Source organism: Thalassotalea sp. 1_MG-2023 (assembly GCF_030546745.1).
Classification (GTDB): domain Bacteria; phylum Pseudomonadota; class Gammaproteobacteria; order Enterobacterales; family Alteromonadaceae; genus Thalassotalea_C.
In genome coordinates this window covers 124,940-150,893 of sequence record NZ_JAUOPD010000006.1, presented here as the reverse complement: position 1 = coordinate 150,893, position 25,954 = coordinate 124,940, and the positions used below count along the sequence as shown (strand labels likewise).

At 38.5% G+C, this 25,954-nt stretch carries 25 protein-coding genes; 6 read left to right on the top strand and 19 right to left on the bottom strand.

The window, feature by feature from the left end:
• Positions 1-8: 8 nt before the first annotated feature.
• From Q4489_RS07030 to seqA, 6 genes are all read right to left on the bottom strand, one after another.
• Entirely contained in the window at positions 9-986 is a 978-nt protein-coding gene (locus Q4489_RS07030) for an alpha-ketoacid dehydrogenase subunit beta (protein ID WP_303478426.1), read from the bottom strand.
• On the bottom strand, positions 986-2,170 hold the full coding sequence (locus tag Q4489_RS07025; protein ID WP_303478424.1) for a thiamine pyrophosphate-dependent dehydrogenase E1 component subunit alpha: 1,185 nt from the start codon (positions 2,168-2,170) through the stop codon (positions 986-988). Before Q4489_RS07025 ends, Q4489_RS07030 begins: the two co-directional genes overlap by 1 nt.
• Positions 2,171-2,448: 278 nt before the next feature.
• Complete coding sequence (gene astE, locus Q4489_RS07020) at positions 2,449-3,528, bottom strand: succinylglutamate desuccinylase (RefSeq protein ID WP_303478422.1); 1,080 nt, start codon at positions 3,526-3,528, stop codon at positions 2,449-2,451.
• 125 nt (positions 3,529-3,653) lie between these two features.
• Positions 3,654-4,391 (bottom strand): GGDEF domain-containing protein, encoded by a 738-nt coding sequence (locus Q4489_RS07015; protein WP_303478420.1) that lies wholly within the window; start codon positions 4,389-4,391, stop codon positions 3,654-3,656.
• A gap of 95 nt (positions 4,392-4,486) precedes the next feature.
• Positions 4,487-6,133 (bottom strand): phosphoglucomutase (alpha-D-glucose-1,6-bisphosphate-dependent), encoded by a 1,647-nt coding sequence (pgm, locus tag Q4489_RS07010; protein WP_303478418.1) that lies wholly within the window; start codon positions 6,131-6,133, stop codon positions 4,487-4,489.
• A 17-nt stretch (positions 6,134-6,150) separates the two neighbouring features.
• Positions 6,151-6,699: a replication initiation negative regulator SeqA gene (seqA, locus tag Q4489_RS07005; protein WP_303478416.1), complete on the bottom strand. Its 549-nt coding sequence runs from the start codon at positions 6,697-6,699 to the stop codon at positions 6,151-6,153.
• Positions 6,700-6,825: 126 nt separating this feature from the next.
• Here seqA and Q4489_RS07000 point away from each other — a divergent pair, with 126 nt between their 5' ends.
• From Q4489_RS07000 to Q4489_RS06975, 6 genes are all read left to right on the top strand, one after another.
• Positions 6,826-7,596 carry an alpha/beta fold hydrolase gene (locus Q4489_RS07000; RefSeq protein WP_303478415.1) on the top strand — a complete coding sequence of 257 codons (771 nt, stop codon included), beginning with the start codon at positions 6,826-6,828 and terminating at the stop codon, positions 7,594-7,596.
• Between the two features lie 110 nt (positions 7,597-7,706).
• Positions 7,707-7,928, top strand: a complete 222-nt coding sequence (locus Q4489_RS06995; protein WP_074498410.1) for a DUF2788 domain-containing protein — start codon at positions 7,707-7,709, stop codon at positions 7,926-7,928.
• 2 nt (positions 7,929-7,930) lie between these two features.
• Positions 7,931-8,212, top strand: coding sequence for a LexA regulated protein (gene ybfE, locus Q4489_RS06990; protein ID WP_074498411.1), 282 nt, complete (start codon positions 7,931-7,933; stop codon positions 8,210-8,212).
• Positions 8,213-8,230: 18 nt separating this feature from the next.
• Complete coding sequence (gene fldA, locus Q4489_RS06985) at positions 8,231-8,758, top strand: flavodoxin FldA (protein ID WP_074498412.1); 528 nt, start codon at positions 8,231-8,233, stop codon at positions 8,756-8,758.
• 357 nt (positions 8,759-9,115) lie between these two features.
• Positions 9,116-9,559, top strand: coding sequence for a ferric iron uptake transcriptional regulator (gene fur, locus Q4489_RS06980; protein WP_074498413.1), 444 nt, complete (start codon positions 9,116-9,118; stop codon positions 9,557-9,559).
• A 187-nt stretch (positions 9,560-9,746) separates the two neighbouring features.
• Positions 9,747-11,087, top strand: coding sequence for an HD-GYP domain-containing protein (locus tag Q4489_RS06975; RefSeq protein ID WP_303478412.1), 1,341 nt, complete (start codon positions 9,747-9,749; stop codon positions 11,085-11,087).
• 34 nt (positions 11,088-11,121) lie between these two features.
• Here Q4489_RS06975 and Q4489_RS06970 read toward each other — a convergent pair whose 3' ends face one another.
• The 13 genes from Q4489_RS06970 to Q4489_RS06910 form a co-directional block, all read right to left on the bottom strand.
• Positions 11,122-11,580 (bottom strand): GNAT family N-acetyltransferase, encoded by a 459-nt coding sequence (locus Q4489_RS06970; protein WP_303478410.1) that lies wholly within the window; start codon positions 11,578-11,580, stop codon positions 11,122-11,124.
• Complete coding sequence (locus tag Q4489_RS06965; protein ID WP_303478409.1) at positions 11,573-12,487, bottom strand: DMT family transporter; 915 nt, start codon at positions 12,485-12,487, stop codon at positions 11,573-11,575. The genes Q4489_RS06970 and Q4489_RS06965 overlap by 8 nt, the downstream gene beginning before the upstream one ends.
• Before the next feature lie 282 nt (positions 12,488-12,769).
• Positions 12,770-13,339: an alkylphosphonate utilization protein gene (locus Q4489_RS06960; protein ID WP_303478407.1), complete on the bottom strand. Its 570-nt coding sequence runs from the start codon at positions 13,337-13,339 to the stop codon at positions 12,770-12,772.
• Between the two features lie 123 nt (positions 13,340-13,462).
• The gene (locus Q4489_RS06955) at positions 13,463-14,635 is read right to left on the bottom strand and encodes a dicarboxylate/amino acid:cation symporter (protein ID WP_303478406.1); all 1,173 of its coding nucleotides are present in this window, start codon (positions 14,633-14,635) and stop codon (positions 13,463-13,465) included.
• Positions 14,636-14,710: 75 nt separating this feature from the next.
• Positions 14,711-16,066 (bottom strand): tRNA lysidine(34) synthetase TilS, encoded by a 1,356-nt coding sequence (gene tilS / locus Q4489_RS06950; RefSeq protein WP_303478404.1) that lies wholly within the window; start codon positions 16,064-16,066, stop codon positions 14,711-14,713.
• A gap of 39 nt (positions 16,067-16,105) precedes the next feature.
• Positions 16,106-17,062 (bottom strand): acetyl-CoA carboxylase carboxyl transferase subunit alpha, encoded by a 957-nt coding sequence (gene accA / locus Q4489_RS06945; RefSeq protein WP_303478403.1) that lies wholly within the window; start codon positions 17,060-17,062, stop codon positions 16,106-16,108.
• A gap of 53 nt (positions 17,063-17,115) precedes the next feature.
• Positions 17,116-20,646 (bottom strand): DNA polymerase III subunit alpha, encoded by a 3,531-nt coding sequence (dnaE, locus tag Q4489_RS06940; protein ID WP_303478401.1) that lies wholly within the window; start codon positions 20,644-20,646, stop codon positions 17,116-17,118.
• A gap of 15 nt (positions 20,647-20,661) precedes the next feature.
• The gene (rnhB, locus tag Q4489_RS06935) at positions 20,662-21,300 is read right to left on the bottom strand and encodes a ribonuclease HII (protein WP_303478399.1); all 639 of its coding nucleotides are present in this window, start codon (positions 21,298-21,300) and stop codon (positions 20,662-20,664) included.
• A 1-nt stretch (position 21,301) separates the two neighbouring features.
• The gene (gene lpxB, locus Q4489_RS06930; protein WP_303478397.1) at positions 21,302-22,477 is read right to left on the bottom strand and encodes a lipid-A-disaccharide synthase; all 1,176 of its coding nucleotides are present in this window, start codon (positions 22,475-22,477) and stop codon (positions 21,302-21,304) included.
• A 2-nt stretch (positions 22,478-22,479) separates the two neighbouring features.
• A complete protein-coding gene (gene lpxA / locus Q4489_RS06925; protein ID WP_303478395.1) occupies positions 22,480-23,250 on the bottom strand; it encodes an acyl-ACP--UDP-N-acetylglucosamine O-acyltransferase in 771 nt (256 codons plus the stop codon).
• Between the two features lie 12 nt (positions 23,251-23,262).
• Complete coding sequence (gene fabZ / locus Q4489_RS06920) at positions 23,263-23,715, bottom strand: 3-hydroxyacyl-ACP dehydratase FabZ (protein ID WP_303478393.1); 453 nt, start codon at positions 23,713-23,715, stop codon at positions 23,263-23,265.
• Positions 23,716-23,756: 41 nt separating this feature from the next.
• Positions 23,757-24,791: a UDP-3-O-(3-hydroxymyristoyl)glucosamine N-acyltransferase gene (lpxD, locus tag Q4489_RS06915; RefSeq protein WP_303478391.1), complete on the bottom strand. Its 1,035-nt coding sequence runs from the start codon at positions 24,789-24,791 to the stop codon at positions 23,757-23,759.
• Between the two features lie 605 nt (positions 24,792-25,396).
• Positions 25,397-25,918 carry an OmpH family outer membrane protein gene (locus tag Q4489_RS06910; protein ID WP_286272339.1) on the bottom strand — a complete coding sequence of 174 codons (522 nt, stop codon included), beginning with the start codon at positions 25,916-25,918 and terminating at the stop codon, positions 25,397-25,399.
• Positions 25,919-25,954: the final 36 nt, after the last annotated feature.

The following is a 25,954-nucleotide window of genomic DNA, read 5'->3' as shown; positions in this document are numbered from 1 at the left end:
TTTAAACCCTAGTAATTAATGCTGCGTTTGATCGCTTCATACACTTTTAAGTGATCAGCGGCATGTTCTTTTTCAAGAGAAAGCGGATATGGTGTATCAATTCCACACACTCTTTCAATAGGAGATTCTAAATGTAAGAAACATTCTTGTTGAATCGTCGCGGCTATTTCACTGGCAAAGCCTGCTGTTAATGGCGCTTCTTGTGAAATAAGTAATCGGCCAGTTTTTAACACTGAATTAGCAACCGTGTCTACATCCCACGGTAAAATAGTACGTAAATCAATAAGTTCACATGAGATACCGTCTTTTTTAGCCATTTCAGCCGCTTTCTCAATAATTTCCATTTGAGCGCCCCACGCTAGCAACGTAATATCGCTCCCCTGCTCAGTGACTTCTGCTTTGCCAATGGGTAATTGATAATCTTCTTCTGGCACTTCACCCACTGATGCACGGTATAAGCGTTTAGGCTCAAAGAAAATAACCGGATTATCATCACGAATAGAAGCAAGTAATAGCCCTTTAGCTTGATAAGGATTACGCGGTACAACAATTTTTAAACCAGGCGTATGCGCAAAATATGCTTCAGGTGATTGGCTATGATATAAGCCGCCTGCAATACCACCGCCGTATGGAGTACGTATTGTTAAGTTACCTACATTGAACTCATTACCACTACGGTATCTAAATTTTGCTGATTCATTAACAATTTGGTCAAATGCAGGAAAAATATAATCTGCAAATTGAATTTCTGCAATTGGTGTACTGCCTTGTGCAGCTAAACCATTGGCAAAGCCAATGATACCTTGCTCAACCAGTGGTGTATTAAAACAACGTGCTTTGCCATACTTTTCCTGTAAGCCACTTGTAGCTCTAAATACGCCACCAAAATGACCTACATCTTCGCCGAAACACAGTGCACTATCGTTTTCTGCCATGGCAATATCTAAGGCATTGTTAATTGCCTGTAATAAATTCATTTGTGCCATTATTTAATTCTCCCTGCAGTGAGCGGGTACGCTTCAGGATATTTTTTGATATGTGCTTTAAGTGATGTCAATTGCTTCTGAAGATGCTCTGGCACTTGGTCATAAACATCTGATACTAAATCTTCAACCGGTGGTTTCGCGATTTTTTCAGCAACCTTAACGGCAGCTAAAATATCTTCACGTAATTGTTCAAATAAGGCCGTTTCTTGGGCTTCATCCCACCAGTTTTGCGCCAACATCCACGATTTCATACGAGAAAGTGGATCATGAGCATGCCACTTTTCTTCTTCTTCTTTCGTACGGTAACCTGAAGGATCGTCTGATGTAGAATGAGCCCCTAAACGATAAGACATTGCTTCAATCATCACAGGCTTGCTTTCTTCAATTGCATAAGCACGCGCTAATTGTACTGCTTTAAGCACCGCTAATATATCGTTGCCATCTATACGAATAGTTTTCATGCCGTAGCCCACGCCACGAGAAGCAATACCGTTACCGACATATTGCTCATCTGAAGGTGTTGATATCGCATATCCGTTGTTACGACAGAAAAAGATAACAGGTGCATTGTGCACTGCTGCCATATTTAAACCTGCGTGAAAATCACCTTCAGAAGCAGCACCTTCGCCAAAATAACAAAGTGTTACTGCATCTTTACCTTGTAGTTTTTGGCCATAAGCGTAACCCGCAGCTTGTGGTATTTGTGTACCTAAAGGAGATGAAATTGTCATGTAATTAAGTTCATTCGAACCATAATGGATTGGCATTTGTCTGCCTTTACCCAGATCTTTTTCATTAGAAAACATTTGATTCATAAAATTTTCTAAACTAAAGCCTCGGTAAATTAAAGCGCCTTGCTCACGGTATTGTGCCATGATCATATCTTGTGCTTCTAATCCTGCTGCACCACCTATGCTAGCAGCTTCTTCACCTAGCGCCGCCATATAGAAACTGATACGACCTTGGCGTTGTGCACCAATCATGCGTTCATCTAATGCTCGGTGAAAAGCCAGTGCTTTATAAATTTTTACCGCGTGCTCTTCATTGATCTTTGGAAGCTCAGCGCCTTGGTATACAGTGCCATCTTGTTGTAATATTTTGAGGATGGGGATTTCAACTGAATGACCATCAATAAAAGCCGCGTTGTGTACAACAGGGCCTTCTTTGTAAATGTCAGTATTCATAGCCTTCTCTTATGTTTTACCCAATGTTTAAGGGAATATCAAAAACCTGTATGCAATCAAGTATAGTGCGAGATTGCATAAATGAGACTTTCGTTTTAGGTGCGTTATCATTTATGTTTTTTACCTGCGCAAACTTTACCTTTACGTCAACTGTAATGCAAGTTTCAAAAGTACACCACGTTTCATCATGTTTGTAAGTGAACATTAATGTTTACAGAAACATTTTAAAACCTATGAAAACAATCAATTACATAGTTAACAGCGGATATACTCGATGGTTAACTTTCGTTCAAACTAGCAGGGATCACCGTTAACATCGCTCGCTGGCCAATGGCAACATCTGCATTTGGAAAAATAATTGCTTCACCTTCATGCTGAGTTTTGATTTTGTTACCGCCATCGATTGCTAAAACGTGACCTTTTGGAAAGTCAGTAAAGTTAACGGTATCGCTAGAAAACGTTAATTCAAAGGCTTGATGCTGACGATTTATCACCTGTGCAACAGTAAATATATGGAAGTCATTTTCATCATATGGTTTAAGATCAAGATTTTGCCCAGACACTAATTTAGTTAACGTTGAAGCAACTTGCTCGAATTGTGTCATGTCGTTTTTACCAAATGGCTGAACCTTACCAAGTTCAATAGTAAAGGCATCGGCACCAAAGTGCTTCGACGAAAAATAACTGAATGTTGTTGTAGGTGAATTTGATAATAAAACAGTATTCACACCACACGCTAAAAGGAATTGTAATTGTGAAGCTTTTCTAGGTTTGCCATGTAAATAAGGGTATACCGCAAACTTATCATATTTTGCACCACGAATTGCCGTGTGTAAGTCATAGTGCATGCGTTCACGGGGTTTATTGAGGGTGGCGTCATGTTCAAAAAATTGTTTGATCGTGTTTTCAAGTAATAACGCACGCTCTCGCTCTTTATTAATGAGTCCTGCACCATTTCCTTGATCTAATGAATGTCCACCAGAGAAGAGCCTGTTCATGTTTTCTTCAACGAAGCGCTCAGCAATATTCATCGAAGCAATATTGCCAAAAATAAATAAAACCCGTTGACCAACATTAAGCTGACCGAGAATAATCTTTTGAATGATATCGCGACAAATTTCAATTGGCGCTGTTTCATTACCGTGTACACCACTAGATAAAACAATATCTTGCGTGCTGTCTACACCTTTTGGTGAAAATGAAATAATACCAGTATCAATAACAGACACGGTACATTGTGAAGCGGTTGCTTGATGAGTAACATCAAAGGAAAATGTTTCTGGAAATGACCATGGATGCTCGCGCGAAAGCGCTAGAAAGTCACCCGTTGTTTGTAACTGCTGCTGTAAACTACCCAAACCAATTTCTTAAAATGGTGAATGATAGAAGCTATTGTAAAATATTTAGCGTAATTTTTTTACTATAATATTTCATTCCGATAAAAAACGTTTTGATCGCAGAAAACTTTACATGGTACTTTCAATTAACTATGACCATGAATAGCATTTTTACCCCGATGTTTTGCCACTAAAAGAGCGTCTTCTACATCATGGAGTATATCTTCAACGATTTGATTATTTTCATAAATAGCGAACCCTATACTACAGGTTATATCAACAGTAGAGGCCATGGTTGGATCATCAATCGCTTGTTGTAATTGTTCAGCAAATTGATAAGGAGTAGATTGCATGTTAATGGGCGCAATTACAATAAAGTTATCATCTAACCAGCGACATAATAATGCTTGTTTAGGAATAGCCGCATTAAGCTTTCTTGTGACTTGCTTGAGTACTTCATCACCGACCAACTGTCCATATAAGTCATTTACTTTTTTGAAATCATCTAAGTCAACTTGAAACACAGCAAAGGGTTGTTCGTGTTTATTGGCTAACTCACACCAAGAAATTAAACTTAATTGTCCTGATCGTCTATTAGGTAAACCTGTTAACGGATCTATTAATGATATTTGCTCTAACGTATGAGCCATAATACCTAACTCTCGTATCCGGCGGTAACTGAAAATAAGCCAGCTAAACGCAAGCGTGAACGTTAGTGGAATTAATTCGTCAAGTTCATAGTTTTCATGTTTCATTACAAATTGATAAATGCCTTCAAAAAAATCTATTTGCATGAAAACAATCAGAAACGCTAGGTTTACCACTGCTATCACTAATAAATCTTTTATCACAGTCGGTCGATGTATGTACTGACGATGAGGCATAATCTCTCTTAAAATAAATTTGTTATTTTTTTAATGCACTCCTTGCATCGTTATCCTTGCTAAATTTTAATCGAATTGTACGTTATTTCGCACCATTATGAAGCATTTTTTGTAAACATTTTATTAACAATCAACTGAGCTTCATCAATAATGCATTCTAGATGTGCTTCATTAATAAAACTTTCTGCATATATTTTATAAATATTTTCAGTGCCTGACGGTCTGGCCGCAAACCAGCCATTCTCAGTAGTAATTTTAATTCCCCCAATTGCCGCATTATTTGCCGGGGCATGTGTCATTTTTTGGGTAATAGGCTCACCCGCTAAGGTATGCTCATCAATCTCATTCACATCAATAGAGGAAAAAACGTGTTTTTGCTGTAACGTTGCTACCGCTTCATTTCGCTTGTAACAAGGCTCACCTAATTGTTCTGCTAGCTCATTATAGTACTGCTGAGGGTTTTTTCCTGTAACGGCTAATATTTCTGCCGCCAGAAGCGCCATAATGAAACCATCTTTATCGGTTGTCCAGCAACTACCATCAAGCGCTAAAAACGAAGCCCCGGCACTTTCTTCACCACCAAAAGCATAGTCTCCAGAATGAAGCCCTTCTACGAACCATTTGAAACCAACAGGCACTTCTGCCAATGGTTTTTTTAGTGATTTAGCAACACGATCAATAATCGAGCTAGACACTAATGTTTTACCAATTTTACAATTATCTGACCATTGTCGATGCGTCATTAAATAATGAATAGCAACCGCGAGATAATGGTTAGGGTTCATTAACCCATCTGTTTTTGTCACAATGCCGTGGCGATCAAAATCAGCATCATTCCCTACAGCAATATCAAAACGATCTTTTAAATCAATCAAGCTAGCCATCGCATAGGGTGATGAACAATCCATGCGAATTTTTCCATCTTTGTCTAGCGTCATAAAAGCAAAACTAGCGTCTACTTTATCGTTTACCACCGATAATGCCAGTTGATAGCGTTCAGCAATTGCTGGCCAATAATCGATACCTGATCCCCCCATAGGATCAGCACCAATGGTTACCCCAGCTTGTTTTATTACTTTTAAATCAATAACTTTTGATAATTCATTTACATAGAAAGTGATAAAGTCTTGTTTGGTTAATAACGGCGATTGCAATGCATGTTGATAACTTGCTTGCTTTGCATCTAACAGGCCACGTTGAATGATGTCATTCGCGCGCTTTTCAATACATTGGGTAATATTTCCTTCAGCTGGGCCGCCGTGCGGAGGATTGTATTTTATACCACCATCTGCAGGCGGATTATGGGAAGGTGTAATAATGAGACCATCAGCTTGAGTATCGTGTTCACGGTTATGGACAATGATTAACCTCGAAATTACCGGAGTCGGCGTAAAACCAAAGTCTTGCTGCACTATTACTGGCACGTTATTAGCAATTAACACCGATAATGCAGTAGCAAATGCAGGTTCAGATAATGCGTGAGTATCTTTACCCAAAAAAAGTGGCCCATCTATCCCCTGCTGCTGTCGGTATTCTGCAACTGCTTGGCAAATAGCTATAATATGATGTTCATTAAAGCTATGCTTTACTGAAGTCCCTCTATGTCCTGATGTACCAAAACTAACACGTTGCTCAACGTGATTAACATCAGGCTGATTAAGATAGTATTGACTTACAACAGACGGTATATTTTCTAGATCTTTTGGCGTAGCTTGTTGACCTGCATTTTCGTGAACAGACATGAATACCTCTTAATTTTTTATAATAAATCTCTTATCTTTTCTATTTGCTCATCTACATAGCCTAAGGCTTTTGCTACCTCGGTGATCATCATTTTTTTCCGGGTGGTATTTGAATTAGTAATCACCCAATAGCGACTCTCAGGGATCTGACGTGGCTTTGTGCTACTACCAGATTCACTCAACGCTTTTTCACTATCAGCAAAATATAGGCGGTCTCGTCCTCTTATAGCTAAAACCGTAGAAAATGCTTCGCCATGTACACGATGTAACGCAGATAATAACAATAAAAAGCGCCCGACGACTCCTCTTTGCATAGCGAGTTCTTCTTTATTTATAACATCGAATACATTTTTATTTTCATGTTTTTTTGCCAACGCAGGAACTACCTCCTGGTTTTCTACCGAAAATGTTTTAGTTACTTTGTCAGCACTAACCGATTTTGCTTTCGTTTGCTCTCCTGGCAAAGCCAACAGGCGCCGTAATATGGATGACGCGCTTTCGCCAATATATTGAGTATTTGACGCTAAATATTGATATAACTCTTCATCTATTTCGATATGTTTCATCTAATAACCTTACCACGATAATTGCGAGCAAGATTATACTGAGCTTATTACTAAGTCTCTAGAGGAATTTAGCTTATTGATGAAATTCAGTATAATGTTAACAACATTCATTATTTATATTTGTTCATGGCCATTCTTCATTATCAACAACAAGGACAAGGTACTCACTTGCTCCTTATACATGGTTTACTGGGTAGCTTAGAAAATTTAAACATGGTCGCCAAACCGTTAAGCGAGCATTTTACGGTTACCAATGTAGATGTCAGAAATCACGGTAGCTCCCCGCAAATTAATAATATGGAATACGACTCACTAGCGACCGATATTATTGACACTATGAACGCGCTAAACATAGAAAAAGCAAGTATTTTAGGTCATTCTATGGGTGGAAAAATAGCCATGCAGGTAGCGTTAGAACACCCTAAGCGCGTTAATAAACTTATCGTTGCTGATATCGCGCCTACTTCATATCCTCCACATCATGAGCAAATTTTTGCAGGTCTTAATGCTATTGATTTACAAAACATTGAAAGTAGAAAAGATGCCGATGCAACGCTTTCACATTATGTTGAACAAGCAGGCGTTCGACAATTTTTATTGCGTAATTTAACAAAACAAGATGAACAATTTCACTTTAAATGTAATCTCGAGTTTTTAACTCACTGCTATCCACAAATTATGGCCGCATATCAAGGAGAACGACAGTTTTCTCGGCCTACATTATTTATTAAAGGCAGTGAATCAAATTACATTACTCATCAACATCGCGATAGAATCAATCAATTATTTCCTAATGCTTCAGCAAAGATAATTCAAGGTGCTGGCCATTGGTTACACGCAGAAAAGACCGTAGCTTTTAATAAAATTGTCGGTGATTTTTTGCAAAAAAATCAGTAAAGTATATTATTTGCCTTTTTTGTTGCATATGCAATAATTTATATGGTAAAAATGATGCGTAAGGTGTTTGCAATGTGCTATAGTCGCGCCTGAATTTTTTAAGGTGAATTATGCTTGCTGAACACTTTGCTTTAATTGAAAAAATAGGCTTAAACTTATTTTTTGTTTTTATATTTGTTTTCATAGGGTTATCTATACATGACATTATGAAAAAAAATGATGTACCTAAAATGGGACAATACGTAGTGTACTTCGTGTTGTTTTTAGGTTGTGCTGGCTTTATTGCCAAGGGCGTGATCCAATTTATTTGGGAAAATCAGGGCCTAGGCTAATCATGGCAAAACACGAAGCAGATTTAACCACAATCGACATATTTGGTGATGATAAGCGACCTGGTCGCCCGAAAACCAATCCGCATTCGCGGAGCGTTCAGGTTCGAATTAACAAACGAAACCAAGTAAAAAGAGACCGAAATAACGGTCTAAAACGTGTTGAATTTAAAATTCATCAAAATTTGATAGAAAAATTAGATCAGCTCGCACAGAATGCCAGCTGCAACAGAAGTGAACTTATCGAATCACTTATCATAAAAGCATTAGCAAGCGAAGAAAATTAAAGTAAAAGGTTATTATTCATGGCAATTGTAGGTTTATTTTTTGGTAGCGATACAGGTAATACTGAAGCTATAGGCAAAATGATCCAAAAGAAATTAGGCAAAAAAATGGTTGAGGTAAAAGATATTGCCAAAAGTACCAAAGAAGATATCGCCGCTTTTGATTTGATTATTTTAGGTATCCCAACTTGGTACTACGGTGAAAACCAATGTGACTGGGATGATTTTTTACCAGAGTTAGAAGAAATTGATTTCACCGACAAATTAGTCGCTATTTTCGGCTTAGGCGATCAAGAAGATTATGCAGAATACTTTTGTGATGCAATGGAGCCGCTTAGAGATATTTGCGAATCTAAAGGGGCAATAATTGTTGGTAACTGGCCAAACGAAGGTTACGAATTTGAAGCCTCAAAAGCGCTGATTGATGAAAATACATTTATTGGCCTTTGTGTCGATGAAGACAGACAACCTGAGCTTACAGAAGAGCGTGTTGATAAATGGGTTAATCTTGTTTATGAAGAAATGTGCTTAGCTGAACTTGCGGATTAAGTTGTCATAAATATCCATAAAAAAGCCTGCGTTAACGCAGGCTTTTTTTACTCTGTTAACCTGATTGCTCATCTTATACATTGAAAAAATAAACTGAGTTCAACGGGTGATACAATCATTGTTGCACTTTTCTTGTCATGGTATCGATAATAACAAATAAATTATTAACAACTTTTAATGAGCGTATCTATAAAATATTGCCTTGATTCTCTCATCACCATTGATTAGAAAATTCTTGTAAAGTGATCAAATAATTAACCGAAACACGATAATAAAAAATATCGTTAAATAGCCCTTTAATATCACGGCAAATGCCACTATAATTTTACCCTTTACGACCAATTGAGACGTTACTTCATGCCAGATCAAAACGAAGAACTAAAAAGAGCCGGATTAAAAATTACGTTACCTCGCGTTAAGATTTTAGCGATATTGCAAGATCCTAACAACCAGCATATAAGTGCGGAAGACGTATATAAAATCCTGCTTGATCAAAATGAAGAAATTGGTCTTGCGACCGTTTATCGCGTTTTAAACCAATTTGACGATGCAGGCATTGTTACTCGTCATCATTTTGAAGGTGGTAAATCCGTTTTTGAACTAAGCCATAAAAAGCATCATGATCACCTTGTGTGTTTAAAATGTGGCAAAGTTGTAGAATTCGAAGATGATGTTATTGAGCAACGCCAAGAAGATGTAGCAAAACATCATAAAATTCGCTTAACTAATCACAGCTTATATTTATACGGTGAATGTGAAGACCAAGAAGCTTGTGAAAAGTACCGTAAATCTCATCAATAGTTGATCTTAATCATATAAAAACGGCTTATCATTTGCCGTTTTTATCCTTTTTACTTTCCTATCACGTTCAATTTTCACTATAGCCCACAAAACAAAACCGTCGCGACTAACATTCTTTTATGCTATAACTGACGATAGTTCAATAGTTTAAGTATTAGCCGATCGATAACCCTTTAAGGATCTATCTGTGGATTTAGAGGTAGAAAACAACGAACATTACATCAACCACCTGACAGATGTAAGCACCACGAATAAAGTTGTGGCTGTAGAAAATATCTACAATAAGTTTGGTGTGTTATTGGTACCGAAAGGCACAGCAATCGAACATCGAGTGCAAGAGTTTCTCGTTGGACATAAAATGCAAAGCCAGCTCGATGAATTGATTACCGTCCAGGGGTGTTTAACTAATGCCTCATTAGAGCAAGAATTTCAGCAATTTATCAACAAATATCCAGATCTTATTCAAATTCACAGCAATACCAATTTCGCAAGCATATTAAACCAGCTTTGCGCAGTTAAACAAATTCCAAGAATTTTACTGCAAAAGCTCACCATCATGAAAATTCAACTGCCCGATTTATTTGAACAAACCTTATTCAGTACTTGGCTTGCATGCCTGATAGCAAAAGAAACGAAGCTAACGCTAGAGCAAATTAATCATACTTTTTATATCGGTCTTTTACATGATATTGGCTTATTACACATTGATCCTACATTAGTCAGTAAACGAAGTAATTTTACTGATAAAGAATGGGATGCATTCAAGCAACATATTAAGATAAGTTTAGCTATTGCCAAGCTTATTCACCCCTTTGGCAGTGAAGTGCTTCGTGGCATAAAAGAGCATCATGAACGTTACGACGGCAGTGGCTACCCCATGGGTTTACATAACGACCAACTTGGCAATTTCGGACAGTTAGTTGGGCTTGCAGATTTAATTTGTCATATTCGCACACGCCAATTTGATAAGTCAGGAAAATCAATGGCGAATATTTCACCTTATCTTCAAATTAATTCTCATGCCTTTAAATTTGAATTTTATCAAGCGATGTATAATATTTTACAACATGCACAACTTGATAGCGCAGAAATAATTGATCGCCAAACTTTTACGTCTTTACCCAAACGGATTATATTAAAGCGCATTCGTATCATGCAGTTACATCTTGCTTTTAATGATTTTATTACTCATATTCCTGAAAATTTATCAGGAAAACACAGTAAAGCCTTATTTGATGCTAATCAGCAAATCAATAATATTATTAAGCGCGGTGGCTTTGATAGTACAGAAACCTTAGATTGGTTAGAAAGCATCAAAAAAGAAGATTACGATGAAGTACATCAAGAGTTACAAGAACTTGACGATTTACAATACGAAATACTATGGTTATTTAAAAAAGTATTTCGTATTGTGCCTAGTTTTCTTAAAGATGAACTTCCGGTAGATAGCTCTGCACAAAGTATACTTAACGCTCAAATGGAAACATTGCATCAAAATTTATTACAAGCTTGGGCTGATTATCAATAATTTCTATTTTTTCATGCTCAATAATATGAATACACTACTTGGAACGCCAAAGCATTTGATATTCCAACGAATTCTCACCAACAATAACGAAACCTGCTCTTTGGTATAGTTTACGTGCAGGGTTTTTAAAAAGTACGTTTAATGAAATAGGCACTTGTATTTGTGATGCTTTATTTTGAAGCAGTGTTAACAGCTTAGTACCTAGCCCTCTGCCTTGGTAATTACGTGCTATTTGTAACTGCCGAATGTGCCACTTTTCTTTAAATTGTGCCAGCTTTATTAGCCCTATTGAAACATCGTCAAAGCAAATAATATAAGAGTCTTCAAAGTGTTCTGTAATTCTGGCTATATGTTGCTCATCAGTATACATAAGACCTGCGGTTAAAAGGTGCTCAGTCATGGTTTCTTTGCGAAGTGCAATTAAAAAGCTGATATCAGAATCCACTGCTTTGCGAAAAGTAATGGATAATGAATTAGTGGAAACATCATTCAATTGTGGTTACCTTTCGTTTCATGCTTTTAGTAACAAGTGCTTCAACCTTTGTGCTCCATTGAAAGCAAGATAAACCAAAAATAACAAAAATTGCGCCGATTATGATTCTAGGCGTTAATTGCTCATCATTAAAAACATAGCCTAAAATCAGTGCCAATACCGGAGTGATCATAGTTACTAAGGCAACCGTACTAGCTGATAACTTTTGTAACACATAGAAATAAGCAATAAAACCTAAAAGTGAGCCAAAAATACCTAAATAAATAATCGCCGCAATGGATCGAAATTGCCATTGTTCAAAAGGAATTGAACCATCAAAAATAAACCATAGACTAAAAAATAACGGAACGCTAAAGGTTAGTGCACCTACAGTCGTCGCAATGGGATTAATTGCAATCGGTACTGATTTTATTAATACGCCACTAACACTAAAAAAGAACACGCCAGCTAAAATTAAACCAATACCAACATATGCATCATTTTTTAACGCGATATTATCAAGACAAACAATCAACAATCCAGTTAAAGCAGCAACTAGCGCCACTTTTTTAGTCAAAGAAAAGCGTGGTTCAGATAGCATCTTTTGAGCAAGAAACCCAGATAGAATGGGTGCTAATCCAAACACCAATGACATCAACCCTGATGAAATATACGTGGCTGCCATGTATGAAAATGACATACCACCAAAAATGCCGACAGAGGAAAACCCATAAAGCTTAAGCGCTGTTTTATGCCAAGGCATCGCAATACGACAAGTCAGTATTATCGACATGCCAATGAACCACGCAATAAGCATGCGTAGTAGTACAGCCATGGTGGGATGCACTGACTCACTACTCCAAACTATACCTAGTGGCGTAGTTGACCAAATTATCACAACAGCGAGATACGCTATCGGTACACGCATTGCTTTACTCCTTAGGGATTAAAACAGTTATTGCTGCGATTAAAACAAAAAAACCGCAGTAGAAACTGCGGTTTTAAGACAAAAACGAACGTTATCTTTCCGCAGCAAAAACACACCAGCGCATTGTTTTAACAACAATACGTAGTTTAGGTGTTTTACAGAGGACTATTTGCTGAAAAGTTAACATGTAATTCTTACGACGTTTTTTATAAAATTCATTAAGTAAGCTAATAATGACCATGTGCTGACAATAAGTCAATACACGTATTATGTGATTTTACCCTACGCTTTTTTTAAGTAAGCTGAAACAAGCACAATTTTAGTGCCATTTACTTTACCTTCTATATGCTCAGGGTTATCAGTTAATGAAATACCTCTGACCATGGTGCCTTGTTTTGCAATAAAATTAGCACCCTTTACTTTTAAATCTTTTATCAAGGTCACGTTATCGCCAGCTTGTAATTCAGTACCATTACTATCACGTGTTGGCCCATTAGTTTGCTCTGCCGCTATACCCTGTTCAGCCCAATGTTTTACGTTATCTTCTAAGTAAAGCATGTCTATTGCATCTTGTGCCCAGCTCTCTGAAGATAGCTTATGTAACATACGATAAGACAATACCTGAATCACCGGTTCTTGACTCCACATGCTATCGTTTAAACAGCGCCAATGATTAAGGTTCATGTCTTGATCACCATTTATTTGATCTATACATGTAGCGCACAAATAAGCTGTTTGTTGCACGCTTCCATCGCTTTCCGGAGGTACAAGATAGACAGATAATGAATCCTTTGATGTGCAAAGTTCGCATTGTGAATTACTTCGTGCTTGCAAAGCTTGTTCTACTGACATTAATAAATCCTCATAAATTTTGCGCTATTATGCCTGCAAAACCCTTATAAAAATAGTGGTTTTATATAAAATAAAACCACAAAAAAGGCCGCTATCGCGACCTTCTATTGAATAAAGTGTAATTTATTCTTTATCAGTGATAGGCGTTAGCCCTTCTCCGCCGGCAAACTTATCTACCCAAAGCGCAATTGCACCATCGCCAGTTACATTACATGCTGTACCGAAGCTATCTTGAGCCATATAAAGAGCGATCATTAATGCTAGTGCTGCATCAGTAAATCCTAGCATACTTGCTAATAACCCTAACGCAGCCATCACAGCACCACCAGGCGCGCCTGGTGCAGCGATCATAGTAACACCAAGCATAAAAATAAAGCCTAACATACCAGTTAACCCTGGTAAGGATAACCCAGGAGTCATGATCATTACTGCCGTAGCACAAGTAACGATGGTAATTGTTGAACCGCTTAAATGAATTGAAGCACATAATGGCACGGTAAAATTAGCCACGCCATCGCTTACTTCATTCTCTTTGTTTGCACGTAGTGACACAGGAATTGTCGCCGCACTAGACATAGTACCTAATGCTGTGAAATATGCTGGCAGCATATTTTTTAACAATGTTGCTGGAGACTTTCCAATAGCAAGGCCTGTCGTTACATACAATACAGTGATCCAAATCCAATGCATAACAAGCGCAAGTACAAGTACAATACCAAAGGTTTTTAAGGTTGAGAAAACGGAACCATCAACGGTCATTTCGGCAAAAACACCCGCGATATAAAATGGCAGCGCAGGAATAATAACCTTTGATAGTAATTGTTCAATCACATCTTTTGCTTCATTTAAGGTCGTTCTTAATGAGTTAGCATTTGTCGCACTAATACCAATACCAAAAATAAACGCTATCGCTAATGCCGTCATCACATCAAATAGCGGCGTTATTTGAATGTCGATAAAGCCTTTAGCTGTGCCACCATGTGAGGCTTCTGCAACTGTGCTCGCTGTTAACTCAGGCAAGACATTACTAGCAACTATAAAGGCAAGAATACCGGCAATAATAGTTGAACCATAGGCTAATCCTACCGTTTTACCTAGCAATGAACCGGAGCCTTTAGGCAAAGAGGCAATACCGCTGGCAATATAAAATAAGATGATCAGTGGAATAGTAAATTTAATCAGTTGACCAATAAGGTTCTGCGCAGTAAATACTAACTGAACAATAAATTCGGGTGCGTAAAGCCCAACTAATATACCAGCGATTATACCGATAATAAGCTTTAATACTAAATTCATAGAAACTCCGATTGTTATAATATTTTTGTGGGGGTGGCATAAATGCCGAATGCGTTTATTCTAACCTGACTCACTTTATTCTAGCCAGTCAACTTTGATATTTAATTGATGTTTATCTTTAACATAAGGCTGACAGACAAAATAAGTCGCTACCGCAACCAGTTGTTTATCCAGATAAATCATCGGTGTGCGTTTTCGTAGCCAAGGCGCAACATTCAACTCTTGCCAAACTTTCTTCATTTCACGTCGATGTTGTCGATAATCAGGTAAGACTTTATCTTGTGGTTGCGTAAATGAGACAGTTAGCTCTTTAGTTGTATTATCCACTGAAAACACTTGCGCTTGCGTACACTCTTTTGTGCAATGGCTCAATGTTAATGTCCCCATATTATCAGGTAAAGTGATATGAATGGGGCTGTCCACTAACTCTTGTACATCTATGACTTGTTGCCATTTCTGCACATCTGTATAGCTTTGTGTTAAATAAAGCTTTCCTTGATACTGACGTAACCAACCATCGCCAACTTTAACTTGTCGCTTACTTTCTGATCCAACACTTAAGCCAGCAAAAAGCTGTTGTAACTGTTGCTCACTTGGCATGGTTATATTATGTGAAGCTAAAAAAAAGCGAATGACGTGCTTTCGCCTAATTGTTGATAAATCGAGTAATGCGTCAATACAAAGACCTTTAGCCTGTTCAGGACAACACTTAGCTAAATCTTGCGCGGCAATTTCATCAATTAATGTCTGCGTTTCTTGGCAATGTGACACAGTACGAGCAATACTGTACGCAATACTAGGCCAACGGCTTTCTAATATTGGCGTGATTTGATGACGGATAAAGTTACGATCAAAAATTGGATCGTTGTTTGACTCATCTTCAACCCAAAGCAATTTATTTTCATTGGCATAAGCTTCAATCTCTTGTCTAGAAATAGATAACAATGGCCGTAATAAAGTTTTACTGGTAGAACGGAATTGCGAGACAGGTTTTATAGCTGCTAGGCCTTGCACACCTGAACCTCTTTTTAATGCGAGTATAAAACTTTCCATTTGATCATTTAAATGATGACCTGTAACAATTAACGCGTTACTTGGTGTGACTTGGTCAAAGACTTTATATCGTGCCTCTCTTGCAATGGCTTCAAGGCTTTGTCGAGACTCTTTAACTAGGTGGACTGTTTCAGTATTCAATGAAATACCGTGCAATGCACATTGTTTAGCTGCAAAGTTCTGCCATTTACCTGCGTCTTTACTTAAACCATGATTAACATGGCATGCTGTTATTGAAAGTAAAGGGGTAGTTTTTTTTAACCTCGCAAAGAGGTGTAGCAATACTTGAGAGTCAATTCCTCCGCTATAAGCGATGCAAATAGGGCATTCAATAAAGGGGAGTAACTGCTGCTGAAATTGAGCATAAATGCTGTTCATAGAAAAAGGCTTGATGCGTTAACATCAAGCCCCTCATTATTAGCAATAGCCGTAAGACATGAGTCGTTGATAGCGTTGCTCTATTAATTCTTCGCTAGTTAAGCCTTCTAGCTCAGCTAAACCGTCTTTAAGCGATTGCTTTAACACAGCAGCCATTTCATCTTTATCACGATGCGCACCGCCCATTGGTTCAGTGATCACATTATCAATCAGGCCTAACTCTTTAATACGCTTTGCAGTGATCCCCATCGCTTCAGCGGCTGTTGGTGCTTTTTCTGCTGTTTTCCATAAAATAGAAGCACAGCCTTCAGGTGAAATAACCGAATACGTTGAATACTCAAGCATGTTAACTCGGTCGCCCACACCAATCGCTAAGGCACCACCAGAACCCCCTTCACCGATAACCGTACAAATAACCGGTACATTTAAGCGCGCCATTACTTGTAGGTTCTTCGCAATCGCTTCACTTTGACCACGCTCTTCAGCACCAATACCTGGGTATGCACCTGGCGTATCAATAAAGGTAATAATAGGCATATTAAAGCGTTCAGCCATTTCCATTAAACGTAACGCTTTACGGTAGCCTTCTGGTCTTGGCATACCAAAGTTGCGTTTTACTTTTTCCGTCGTCGAACGGCCTTTTTGATGGCCAATAATCATCACAGGTCTGCCATCTAATCTAGCCGTACCACCTACGATTGCTTTATCGTCAGCATATGCCCTATCACCTGCCAACTCATCGAAGTCAGTAAAAATACGCGACAGGTAATCATAGGTATAAGGTCGCTGAGGATGACGAGCAACACGCGCCGTTTGCCATGGATCTAAATTGGCAAATATTTTTCTTGTTTGTTCTTTGTTTTTTTCTTTTAACTGATTAATTTGCTCTTCTAGGTCAAGATCTAATTCTTGCCCTTTGCTGACTAATCGTAGTTCTTCAATTTTTGCTTCAAGTTCAGCAATCGGCTGCTCAAAGTCTAAAAAGTTTAATGACATATGTTTTTATTACCTATGCGTTAACAAAAGTTACCGTGTATTTAACACGCTAATTATTTAAACTGTAGTGCGAGATTTTCTTCGCCCGCTAATGTTTTTAGTTGATGCAATAATGCATCATCGGGTGTCACTCGCCATTGTACGCCCAATTCTAACATACCTTTTGCTTCATCTCTTTGATAAAACACACGAATTGGACAAGTACCATCTTTATACTCAGATAATACCTGACTAAATTGCTCGATAAAATTATTCGCCATATCCTTGCGATCTACACTGATGTCGATTGAAGACAGATAGTTTTCACGCGCATCAGCGATAGTCATAATATCGCGACCCGTCATTGTAATACCACCAGAGTAATCATCAAAGCTGACCTGTCCGCTACACACTAAAATTGCGTCAGGAACCAGTAATTCAGCAAAGGTATCATAATCATCAGGAAATAGCCTCACATCCATGCGAGCACTTTTATCATCTAAGGTCAATAACGCCCAACGCCGACCTCTTTTATTCACCAATACACGTACACTTAATACTAAACCAACCGCTGTTGCTGTTTTATCCCTACCAGTTGGTTGCATTGACACTAAACGACCCGATGAATAACGTTTTATTTCTTTTAAATAACGATTAATTGGATGACCAGTTAAGTATAAGCCAAGTGTTTCTTTTTCACCGTCTAGCCAAATTTCTTCTGGCCACATAGGCACATCTTTAAACGCTTGGCGGGTATCATCCGGTTCTTCGTTTATTAAACCAAATAAATCGTCTTGACCTAACGCTTGGGCTTTAGCATGTTGTTCTGCCGCTTTTATCGCTTCCGGCAACGTTTCAAAAAGTGCAGCACGATGCGGGCCTTTATCAGTTTTGGGCCCTAAGTTATCCATAGCGCCTGATTTAATTAAACGTTCAAGTACGCGCTTGTTGGTTTTCTTTAAATCGACTCGAGCACAGAAATCAAATAAATCAACAAAAGGGCCGTCAGCATTTCTTGAAGCAATAATCGCTTCAATAGGTCCTTCACCTACCCCTTTAACCGCTCCAATACCATAAACAATTTCATTGTTATCATTAACGGTAAATTTATATTGACCTGAATTTACATCTGGCGGTAATAAGGTTAGTCCCATATTACTGCATTCATCAACGAGCGTTACGATTTTATCGGTATTGTCCATATCAGCAGACATTACCGCAGCCATGAAAGGCTCAGGAAAATGCGCTTTCATCCATAAGGTTTGATACGACACTAAGGCATAGGCGGCAGAATGCGATTTATTAAAACCATAACCCGCAAATTTTTCTACCAAGTCAAATATTTTCATAGCGAGTTCGCCATCAACACCTTGACTTTTTGCTCCCTCTTCAAAGATCGCACGCTGTTTAGCCATTTCTTCAGGCTTCTTTTTACCCATTGCTCGACGAAGCATATCTGCTCCGCCTAAGGTGTAACCAGCAAGTACTTGAGCGATCTGCATCACTTGCTCTTGATATAAAATAATACCGTAGGTTGGTTCTAGAATTGGCTTTAATGACTCATGTTGCCATTTAACGTCTGGATAAGAAACTTCCTCTCGGCCATGTTTACGTTCGATAAAATTATCAACCATACCCGAATCAAGCGGCCCTGGCCTAAACAAGGCAACCAAGGCAATAATATCTTCAAAACAGTCAGGCTTTAATTTCTCAATTAAGGCTTTCATACCTGACGATTCTAATTGGAATACTGCAGTTGTTTTCGCGGCAAGCAATACTTTAAACGACGCTTTATCTTCCAGAGGAATCGCGGCTATGTCGATAAGTTCTTTACCTTGTTTCGTTAACTTATCGTTCGCCATTTCAACAGCCCACTGTAAAATGGTCAGTGTTCTTAGCCCTAAGAAATCAAATTTAACTAAGCCGGCATCTTCAACATCGTTCTTGTCAAATTGAGTAACGGGGTTTTTGCCTTCATCATCACAGTAAAGCGGAGCAAAGTCGGTAATTGTTGTCGGTGAGATAACCACCCCACCAGCATGTTTACCTGCATTACGTGTAGTACCTTCTAACGTACGACACATATCGATTAAGTCTTTTACGTCACTGTCTTGCGCGTAAACTTCTGGTAATTTAGGCTCGACTTCAAAGGCTTTTGCTAGCGTCATACCGGGATCGCTTGGAACCAACTTAGAAATGCGATCGACAAAACCATATGGATGCCCTAGTACTCGGCCCACATCACGAATAACCGCTTTAGCAGCCATGGTGCCAAAGGTAATAATTTGCGATACGGCGTCACGACCATACAATTCTGCAGTGTGATCAATGACTTCATCTCGACGATCCATACAGAAATCGACATCAAAATCAGGCATTGAGACACGCTCAGGATTCAAAAATCGCTCAAAAAGTAAGTCAAACTCTAACGGATCAAGATCAGTAATTTTTAATGCATAAGCAACCAAAGACCCCGCGCCAGAGCCCCGACCCGGTCCAACAGGAATGTTATTATCTTTGCTCCACTGAATAAATTCCATCACGATCAAGAAATAACCAGGAAACCCCATGTTATTGATAACGTCTAATTCTATTTTCAAACGTTCATCATAAGGTTGGCGTAGTTCAGCAAAGTTGGGGGCGTTTTTATCAAATAAAAATTCTAATCGTTCTTCTAACCCCTCTTCCGAGACTTTAATTAAGAAATCATCTATTTTCATCCCTTCCGTTGGAAAGTCAGGCAGAAAATATTCGCCTAGTCTTACTGTTACATTACAACGTTTTGCTATTTCAACGGTATTTTCTAGCGCTTCTGGAATATCAGCAAACAGCTCGCACATTTCAGCTTCACTGCGAAGGTATTGCTCAGGGCTATACTTTTTAGGTCGACGTTTATCATCTAAAGTAAAGCCGTCGTGTATGGCCACCCGGATTTCATGCGCATCAAATAAATCTTCGGTGAGAAACACAACTTCATTGGTTGCCACAACAGGAAGGTTATTTTGCTCGGCAAGTTCTACCGCTAGATGTAAGTAAGTTTCTTCGTCTTCGCGGCCGGTTCGAATTAACTCAAGATAATAATGGTCAGGAAAGTGTTGCTGATAAAAGCGCACCATCGAGTTAACCATAGCTTGGTTGCCTTTTAAAAGCGCTTTACCAACATCACCATCTTTAGCGCCAGACAATAAAATTAAGCCATGCGCGTACTCAACTAACCACTCTTTATCGAGCACCGCTTTACCTTGCACATGGCCACGTAAATACGCCTTAGAAATCAATTCAGTTAAGTTTTTATAGCCATCATTATTAGTAGATATCACGACCAAACGTGACAATTCATCCCCGAGCTCTTCAGATTTGACCCAAAAGTCACAACCAATAATAGGTTTTATACCTGCGCCATGACAGGCATGATAGTACTTAACTAAGCCACAAAAGTTCGTTTGATCGGTTAATGCTATCGCCGGCATGTTCATTTCTTGTGCCTTGGCAATGATGGGCTTAACTTTATTTAAACCATCTGACATAGAATAGTCACTGTGCACACGTAAATGTACAAACTTTGGCGGAGAAAATGCGGTAGACAATTCTTGAGATTCTGACATGCGGTTAATTAATACTTATTGATTTAGTAAAGCGGCAACTGGCTTAAAGCTTTTACGATAGCAGTCTAGTACGCCAAGTTCGACTATTTTTTCTAAATGTAATTTCGTCGGGTAGCCTTTGTGTTTAGCAAAGCCGTAATCAGGATACTGTTCATCAAGTGCTACCATCTCTTGATCACGCGCTACTTTGGCAATAATAGAAGCAGCGCTAATTTCAGCCACGCGTAAATCACCTTTTACCACAGATTGGCTTGCAATTTTACCGTCTGAACTCAAATCTGAACTGAGAAACGTTGGGCATCGGTTACCATCGACTAATACATAATCAGGTTCAACTGAAAGCCCTTGAACTGCTCGCTGCATTGCGAGCATCGTTGCATGTAAAATGTTTAATGTATCAATTTCTTCTGGTGTTGCTCTACCGATATACCAAGCTGTGGCTTTTTCTTTAATTTCAGCAGATAACATATTACGTTTTTTTTCTGATAATTTTTTCGAGTCTGTTAAGCCTTCAATAGGGTTTTCAGGGTCTAAAATAACGGCAGCGGTTACTACATCACCAACTAAAGGACCACGGCCAACTTCATCAACACCTGCAATACGATAAGCTATTGGGTAGATAAAAGGCGGTAAGGTTAGTTTCACTTTACTCATATTATGTTTTACTTTCACATAAATCGACAACCGCTAACGCTGCTTGTTTACTCGCATCACGTCGTAAACTATGGTGAATGTCGGTAAAGGCCTTTGTTAAATCATCTTGTGGCTGATATAAACGCTCTGTTAATAAGGGTAATAGATTTTCTACCGTCACCTGACTCTGTAAAAGTTCAGGTAAAAGAGTTTTATTGGCTAATAAGTTTGGCAATGAAAACCATTTCACTTTCACAAATCCTTTAAACATATGGTAAGTGAAAGCATTAAACTTATAGCAAATGATCATTGGCCTTTTAATCAGTGCAGCTTCTAAGGTGACCGTGCCTGATGCCGTTAACAAGCAATCGCTCGCAGCCATTACTGTTTGGGTATCTCCAACGACAATCTTAACAGGAAGTGTTGGCGCGATGTCTTGACATATCTGAGTAAATTGTTTCGCGCGTTTATCACTGATCATGGGCGCAATGAAGCTCAAATCAGCGTCTTGCTGATGTAACGTTTTTGCCGCTTCAAGAAATATAGGTGCCAAACGAGTAAGCTCTCCGCCTCGACTACCTGGCATAATTGCAAGTGTTTTACTATCTGCTAATTGCAGTTTTTCACGAGCAAGTTTTTTATCGGATAACATGGGAATATCGTCAGCTAACGGATGTCCAACAAACGTGCAAGGCACTTGATAATTATCGTAAAATGCTTTTTCGAAAGGCAAAAGACTTAACACCATATCGGTTGCTTTTGCTATGTTAAATATGCGTTTAGGTCGCCATGCCCAAACACTTGGACTGACATAATGAACAGTTTTTATCCCTCGTTGTTTGAGGGGTAGCTCAAGTCTTAAATTAAAATCAGGGGCATCAATACCAATAAAAACATCGGGGCGTTTCGTACTAAAATAATCAACAAGTTGATCACGTACTTTAAACAATCGCCTTAAACGACCGAGTACTTCAAAAATCCCCATGACCGAAAGTTCTTCCATGTCATAAAGACTGTCGAAGCCAAGTGCCTTCATTTTAGGCCCACCAATTCCAACAAATTCCGCTTTAGGATAATGAGCTTTTAGCGCAGAAATTAACCCTGCTCCTAAGGTATCACCCGAATGTTCGCCGACGACAATGCCAAAAACAGGTGTACTTTCTGATACATTTTCAGTGTTTTCAAGCGTTGCTGTCATGATTATCGAATAATGCCGCGATTAGATTGATTAATAAAATCAGTAAAAAGTGATACTTCATCTCGCTGCGGAATTTCTTCTGCAATAACAGCCAATGCTTCATCTATCGTTAAACCAGCACGAAATACCTTACGATAAGCTTTTTTAATCGCTTTGATTGCATCACTTGAAAAGCCTCGACGTTTTAAACCTTCGCTGTTAAGTCCGTAAGGCTTTGCCGCATTACCTGAAGCCATGACATAGGGCGGTACATCTTTTAAAATCAATGAGGTTGCAGCGACAAAACTATGAGCACCAATATGACAAAATTGATGCACACCGCATTGGCCGCCTAAAATAGCATAATCACCTACATGAACATGACCAGCAATTGAGGCATTATTCGCTAAAATACAGTGATTACCTACAACACAATCATGAGCGACATGCGTGTAAGCCATAAATAAATTATTGCTGCCTATTTCGGTTATTCCTTGATCTTGAATGGTACCGCGGTGAACGGTACATGATTCACGAAAAATATTATTATCGCCTACAATCAATTTGGTAGGCTCACCGTTATACTTTAAGTCTTGGCAATCCTCGCCTATGGAAGCAAATTGAAATATCCTATTTCCTTTGCCTAATTCAGTCGGGCCATTAATCACAACGTTAGGACCAATGTGGCAATCATCACCAATTACCACATTTTTGCTGATATAAGTCCAAGGACCTATCGTAACATTTTGACCAATGACTGCGCCTTCTTCAATAATGGCTTGAGGGTGGATCAAGATTAACTCCTATTACATTTTACGGCGTGCGCACATCAAATCAGCAGAACATACAACTTTACCGTCTACACGGGCTTCGCCATAAAACTTCCACATACCACGTCGTTCTTTCAAAAAATCAACATGTAGGTGCATCGTGTCACCCGGTAATACTGGGTGCTTAAATTTCGCATTATCAATGGAAGCAAACAGGTACATTTCATCTTTTTCTCTCGCTTCTGTACTTTTAAAGCCTAAAATGCCAGTCGCTTGAGCAAGTGCTTCTAAAATCATTACGCCAGGGAAGATAGCTAAATCAGGAAAATGACCAGTAAAAACAGGCTCGTTGATAGTAACATTTTTAATCGCATGCAGTGATTTTCCAGGTTCAAAATCAAGTACGCGATCAACTAATAACATTGGATAACGATGTGGAATCAACTTACGTATTTCTTCTACATCTATTGTGTTTTTTTGAGTGTCCAATTTAATGTCCTTTTCTACTTATTATCTAGGGTTTATTACACCTAGTTCACGTTAGCAGTCAGTGCTTTTATTTGCTGCTCTAATGCTTTTATTTTAGCATTAGTTGCCTCTAGCTTTCTAATTCTTGCATTCGTTTTATGCCATTCTTTATTTGGCTGACAAGGTGCGCCTGATGAATAAACACCGCCTTGTGGTATATCTTTTGTAACCATTGTCATGCCCGTAAATATACAACCATCAGCGATTGTAATATGACCGTTTATACCAACAAGACCTGCGATAGTACAATTTTTTCCAATAGTTGTACTACCGGCAATAACACTACAGGCAGCCATCGCGGTACCTTCACCAATAGTTACATTATGCGCAATTTGAATTTGATTATCGATGATCACGCCATCTTTAATAACAGTATTACCTAATGCACCTCGATCAATCGTTGTACTGGCACCAATTTCTACGTTATTACCAATGATAACGGTACCTAGTTGCGGGATTTTAATCCACTTTCCTTGATCGTTTGCATAACCAAAGCCATCTGAGCCAATCACGGTATTGGCTTGTATTAAACAATGTTTACCTATATTAACATGATGATAAATAGAGACATTAGCCCACAGCTGAGTATGTTGGCCAATATGGGCTTTTTTTCCAATAAAGCAACCTGCGCCAATACAAACATTATCTTCGAGCACCGCACCAGCCTCGATAACGGCATTAGCACCAATGGCAACATGTTTACCAATAACAACGTCATCTTCGATAACAGCACTAGGGTGTATCAAGGTCGCTGGCGCTGGTGTTGTATCAAGTAACTGTGCAACCATTGCATAACCTAAGTAAGGGTTCTTCATTACTAAAGCATTAGTTGGGCAACTTTCTACACACTCTGAAGAAAGTATAACGGCAGAAGCGTTAGTTGACTCAAGTTGCTGTTGATACTTGGTATTCGATAGAAATGCGATGTCACCAGATTGGGCTTCTGATAATGTCGCAAGTTTGTTGACCGAACAAGTAGGATCGCCTTTTACTGTTGCGCCTATTTTTTGTGCAATTTCTTCAAGTGTATAGCTCATGATTAACAATTTCTTTTTTCAAGGACCTAGGGGCTATGTATCTGTGTTCAATCATTCGAATGATTGAATATGTCGTTTATCTCAAGTTAGAAATAGCGCTATGTAGTCATCTAAACCAACTATCTTTAGCATAGAGTTAAGCAATTTAACTTTCAGTCTTTAGACAATAGTACTTTAAACAGTAGCGGTATTAGCATACTTTTATTTGGTGATACCAAACGTGATTCATACAGCCCTGCCAGTATTAAAAATAACCTATTGCAAAACCGATGGACAACCGTCAATAGCCATTAGCAATAATATGATTAATTGTAGGCTATTTCAGATCAGATGTGGATAACTAAAATACGCTGAGTCGGTATTTTTATCTGTTTTTTCACGTTTTTATTGCATTAATTAATCTGTACTTCGGTTAATGTTTTAATTAAAGCGCCTCCTCAGTATTTAACCTTTTATCAAATCAGTTAAGAGAATCGCTGTTTATACCAAATGTTATTAACTCGATGTTTAATGTCATGGTAACTTTATGTGATTTAACACAAAAAAATAAAGCGCTGTTAAAAACAGCGCTTTATTAATTAACTAAAACTATGAATAAATTCACATTAGTTTTGTAATTTGCTCACTTGTTCGATGACTTGTGCAGAAATATCTGTATCAGGATTAACAAATACAAGTGCTTCTCTTCTGATCACTAAATCAAATTTTTCTTTCGCCGCAATAGACTCAACCGTTTGACCAATTAACGCCAACAGCTTGTTGGTTTCTTGGTTTTGAAGAGCGCCTGCGTCTTTTTGTAATTTTTGACCTTTTTCCTGGTACGCACGATACGTATCAGCAATTTGCTTGTCTAAATCAGTTTTTTGTTTTTCTGACATTAGCTCAGCATCACGTTCTTTTTTATTTTGAAAATATTCAAAATCTTTTTTCAGTTGCTCTAATTCAGCACGCGAATCTTTGAACTCTGCTTCTAATCGTTGTCTTAACGCATCAGTTTGTGGTATTTGTTGCATTACTTGTTGAAAATTAACTACGGCAACTTTTTGATCTGCAGCACTTGCAGCGCCCGATAATAATGCACTTGAAGCAATTGTTGCCAATGCAACCGATTTAAATAACTTTTTCAATGTAATCTCCTAGCTCGTAAATTCGCTTCTATTTAT

Excerpts from the sequence above, each read along its gene's own strand:
- Q4489_RS07030 (WP_303478426.1), bottom strand. The coding sequence starts at position 986 with ATGGCACAAATGAATTTATTACAGGCAATTAACAATGCCTTAGATATT.
- Q4489_RS07025 (WP_303478424.1), bottom strand. The coding sequence starts at position 2,170 with ATGAATACTGACATTTACAAAGAAGGCCCTGTTGTACACAACGCGGCT.
- Q4489_RS07015 (WP_303478420.1), bottom strand. The coding sequence starts at position 4,391 with ATGCCTCATCGTCAGTACATACATCGACCGACTGTGATAAAAGATTTA.
- pgm (WP_303478418.1), bottom strand. The coding sequence starts at position 6,133 with ATGTCTGTTCACGAAAATGCAGGTCAACAAGCTACGCCAAAAGATCTA.
- seqA (WP_303478416.1), bottom strand. The coding sequence starts at position 6,699 with ATGAAACATATCGAAATAGATGAAGAGTTATATCAATATTTAGCGTCA.
- Q4489_RS07000 (WP_303478415.1), top strand. The coding sequence starts at position 6,826 with ATGGCCATTCTTCATTATCAACAACAAGGACAAGGTACTCACTTGCTC.
- Q4489_RS06995 (WP_074498410.1), top strand. The coding sequence starts at position 7,707 with ATGCTTGCTGAACACTTTGCTTTAATTGAAAAAATAGGCTTAAACTTA.
- ybfE (WP_074498411.1), top strand. The coding sequence starts at position 7,931 with ATGGCAAAACACGAAGCAGATTTAACCACAATCGACATATTTGGTGAT.
- fldA (WP_074498412.1), top strand. The coding sequence starts at position 8,231 with ATGGCAATTGTAGGTTTATTTTTTGGTAGCGATACAGGTAATACTGAA.
- fur (WP_074498413.1), top strand. The coding sequence starts at position 9,116 with ATGCCAGATCAAAACGAAGAACTAAAAAGAGCCGGATTAAAAATTACG.
- Q4489_RS06965 (WP_303478409.1), bottom strand. The coding sequence starts at position 12,487 with ATGCGTGTACCGATAGCGTATCTCGCTGTTGTGATAATTTGGTCAACT.
- Q4489_RS06960 (WP_303478407.1), bottom strand. The coding sequence starts at position 13,339 with ATGTCAGTAGAACAAGCTTTGCAAGCACGAAGTAATTCACAATGCGAA.
- Q4489_RS06955 (WP_303478406.1), bottom strand. The coding sequence starts at position 14,635 with ATGAATTTAGTATTAAAGCTTATTATCGGTATAATCGCTGGTATATTA.
- tilS (WP_303478404.1), bottom strand. The coding sequence starts at position 16,066 with ATGAACAGCATTTATGCTCAATTTCAGCAGCAGTTACTCCCCTTTATT.
- accA (WP_303478403.1), bottom strand. The coding sequence starts at position 17,062 with ATGTCATTAAACTTTTTAGACTTTGAGCAGCCGATTGCTGAACTTGAA.
- dnaE (WP_303478401.1), bottom strand. The coding sequence starts at position 20,646 with ATGTCAGAATCTCAAGAATTGTCTACCGCATTTTCTCCGCCAAAGTTT.
- rnhB (WP_303478399.1), bottom strand. The coding sequence starts at position 21,300 with ATGAGTAAAGTGAAACTAACCTTACCGCCTTTTATCTACCCAATAGCT.
- lpxB (WP_303478397.1), bottom strand. The coding sequence starts at position 22,477 with ATGACAGCAACGCTTGAAAACACTGAAAATGTATCAGAAAGTACACCT.
- lpxD (WP_303478391.1), bottom strand. The coding sequence starts at position 24,791 with ATGAGCTATACACTTGAAGAAATTGCACAAAAAATAGGCGCAACAGTA.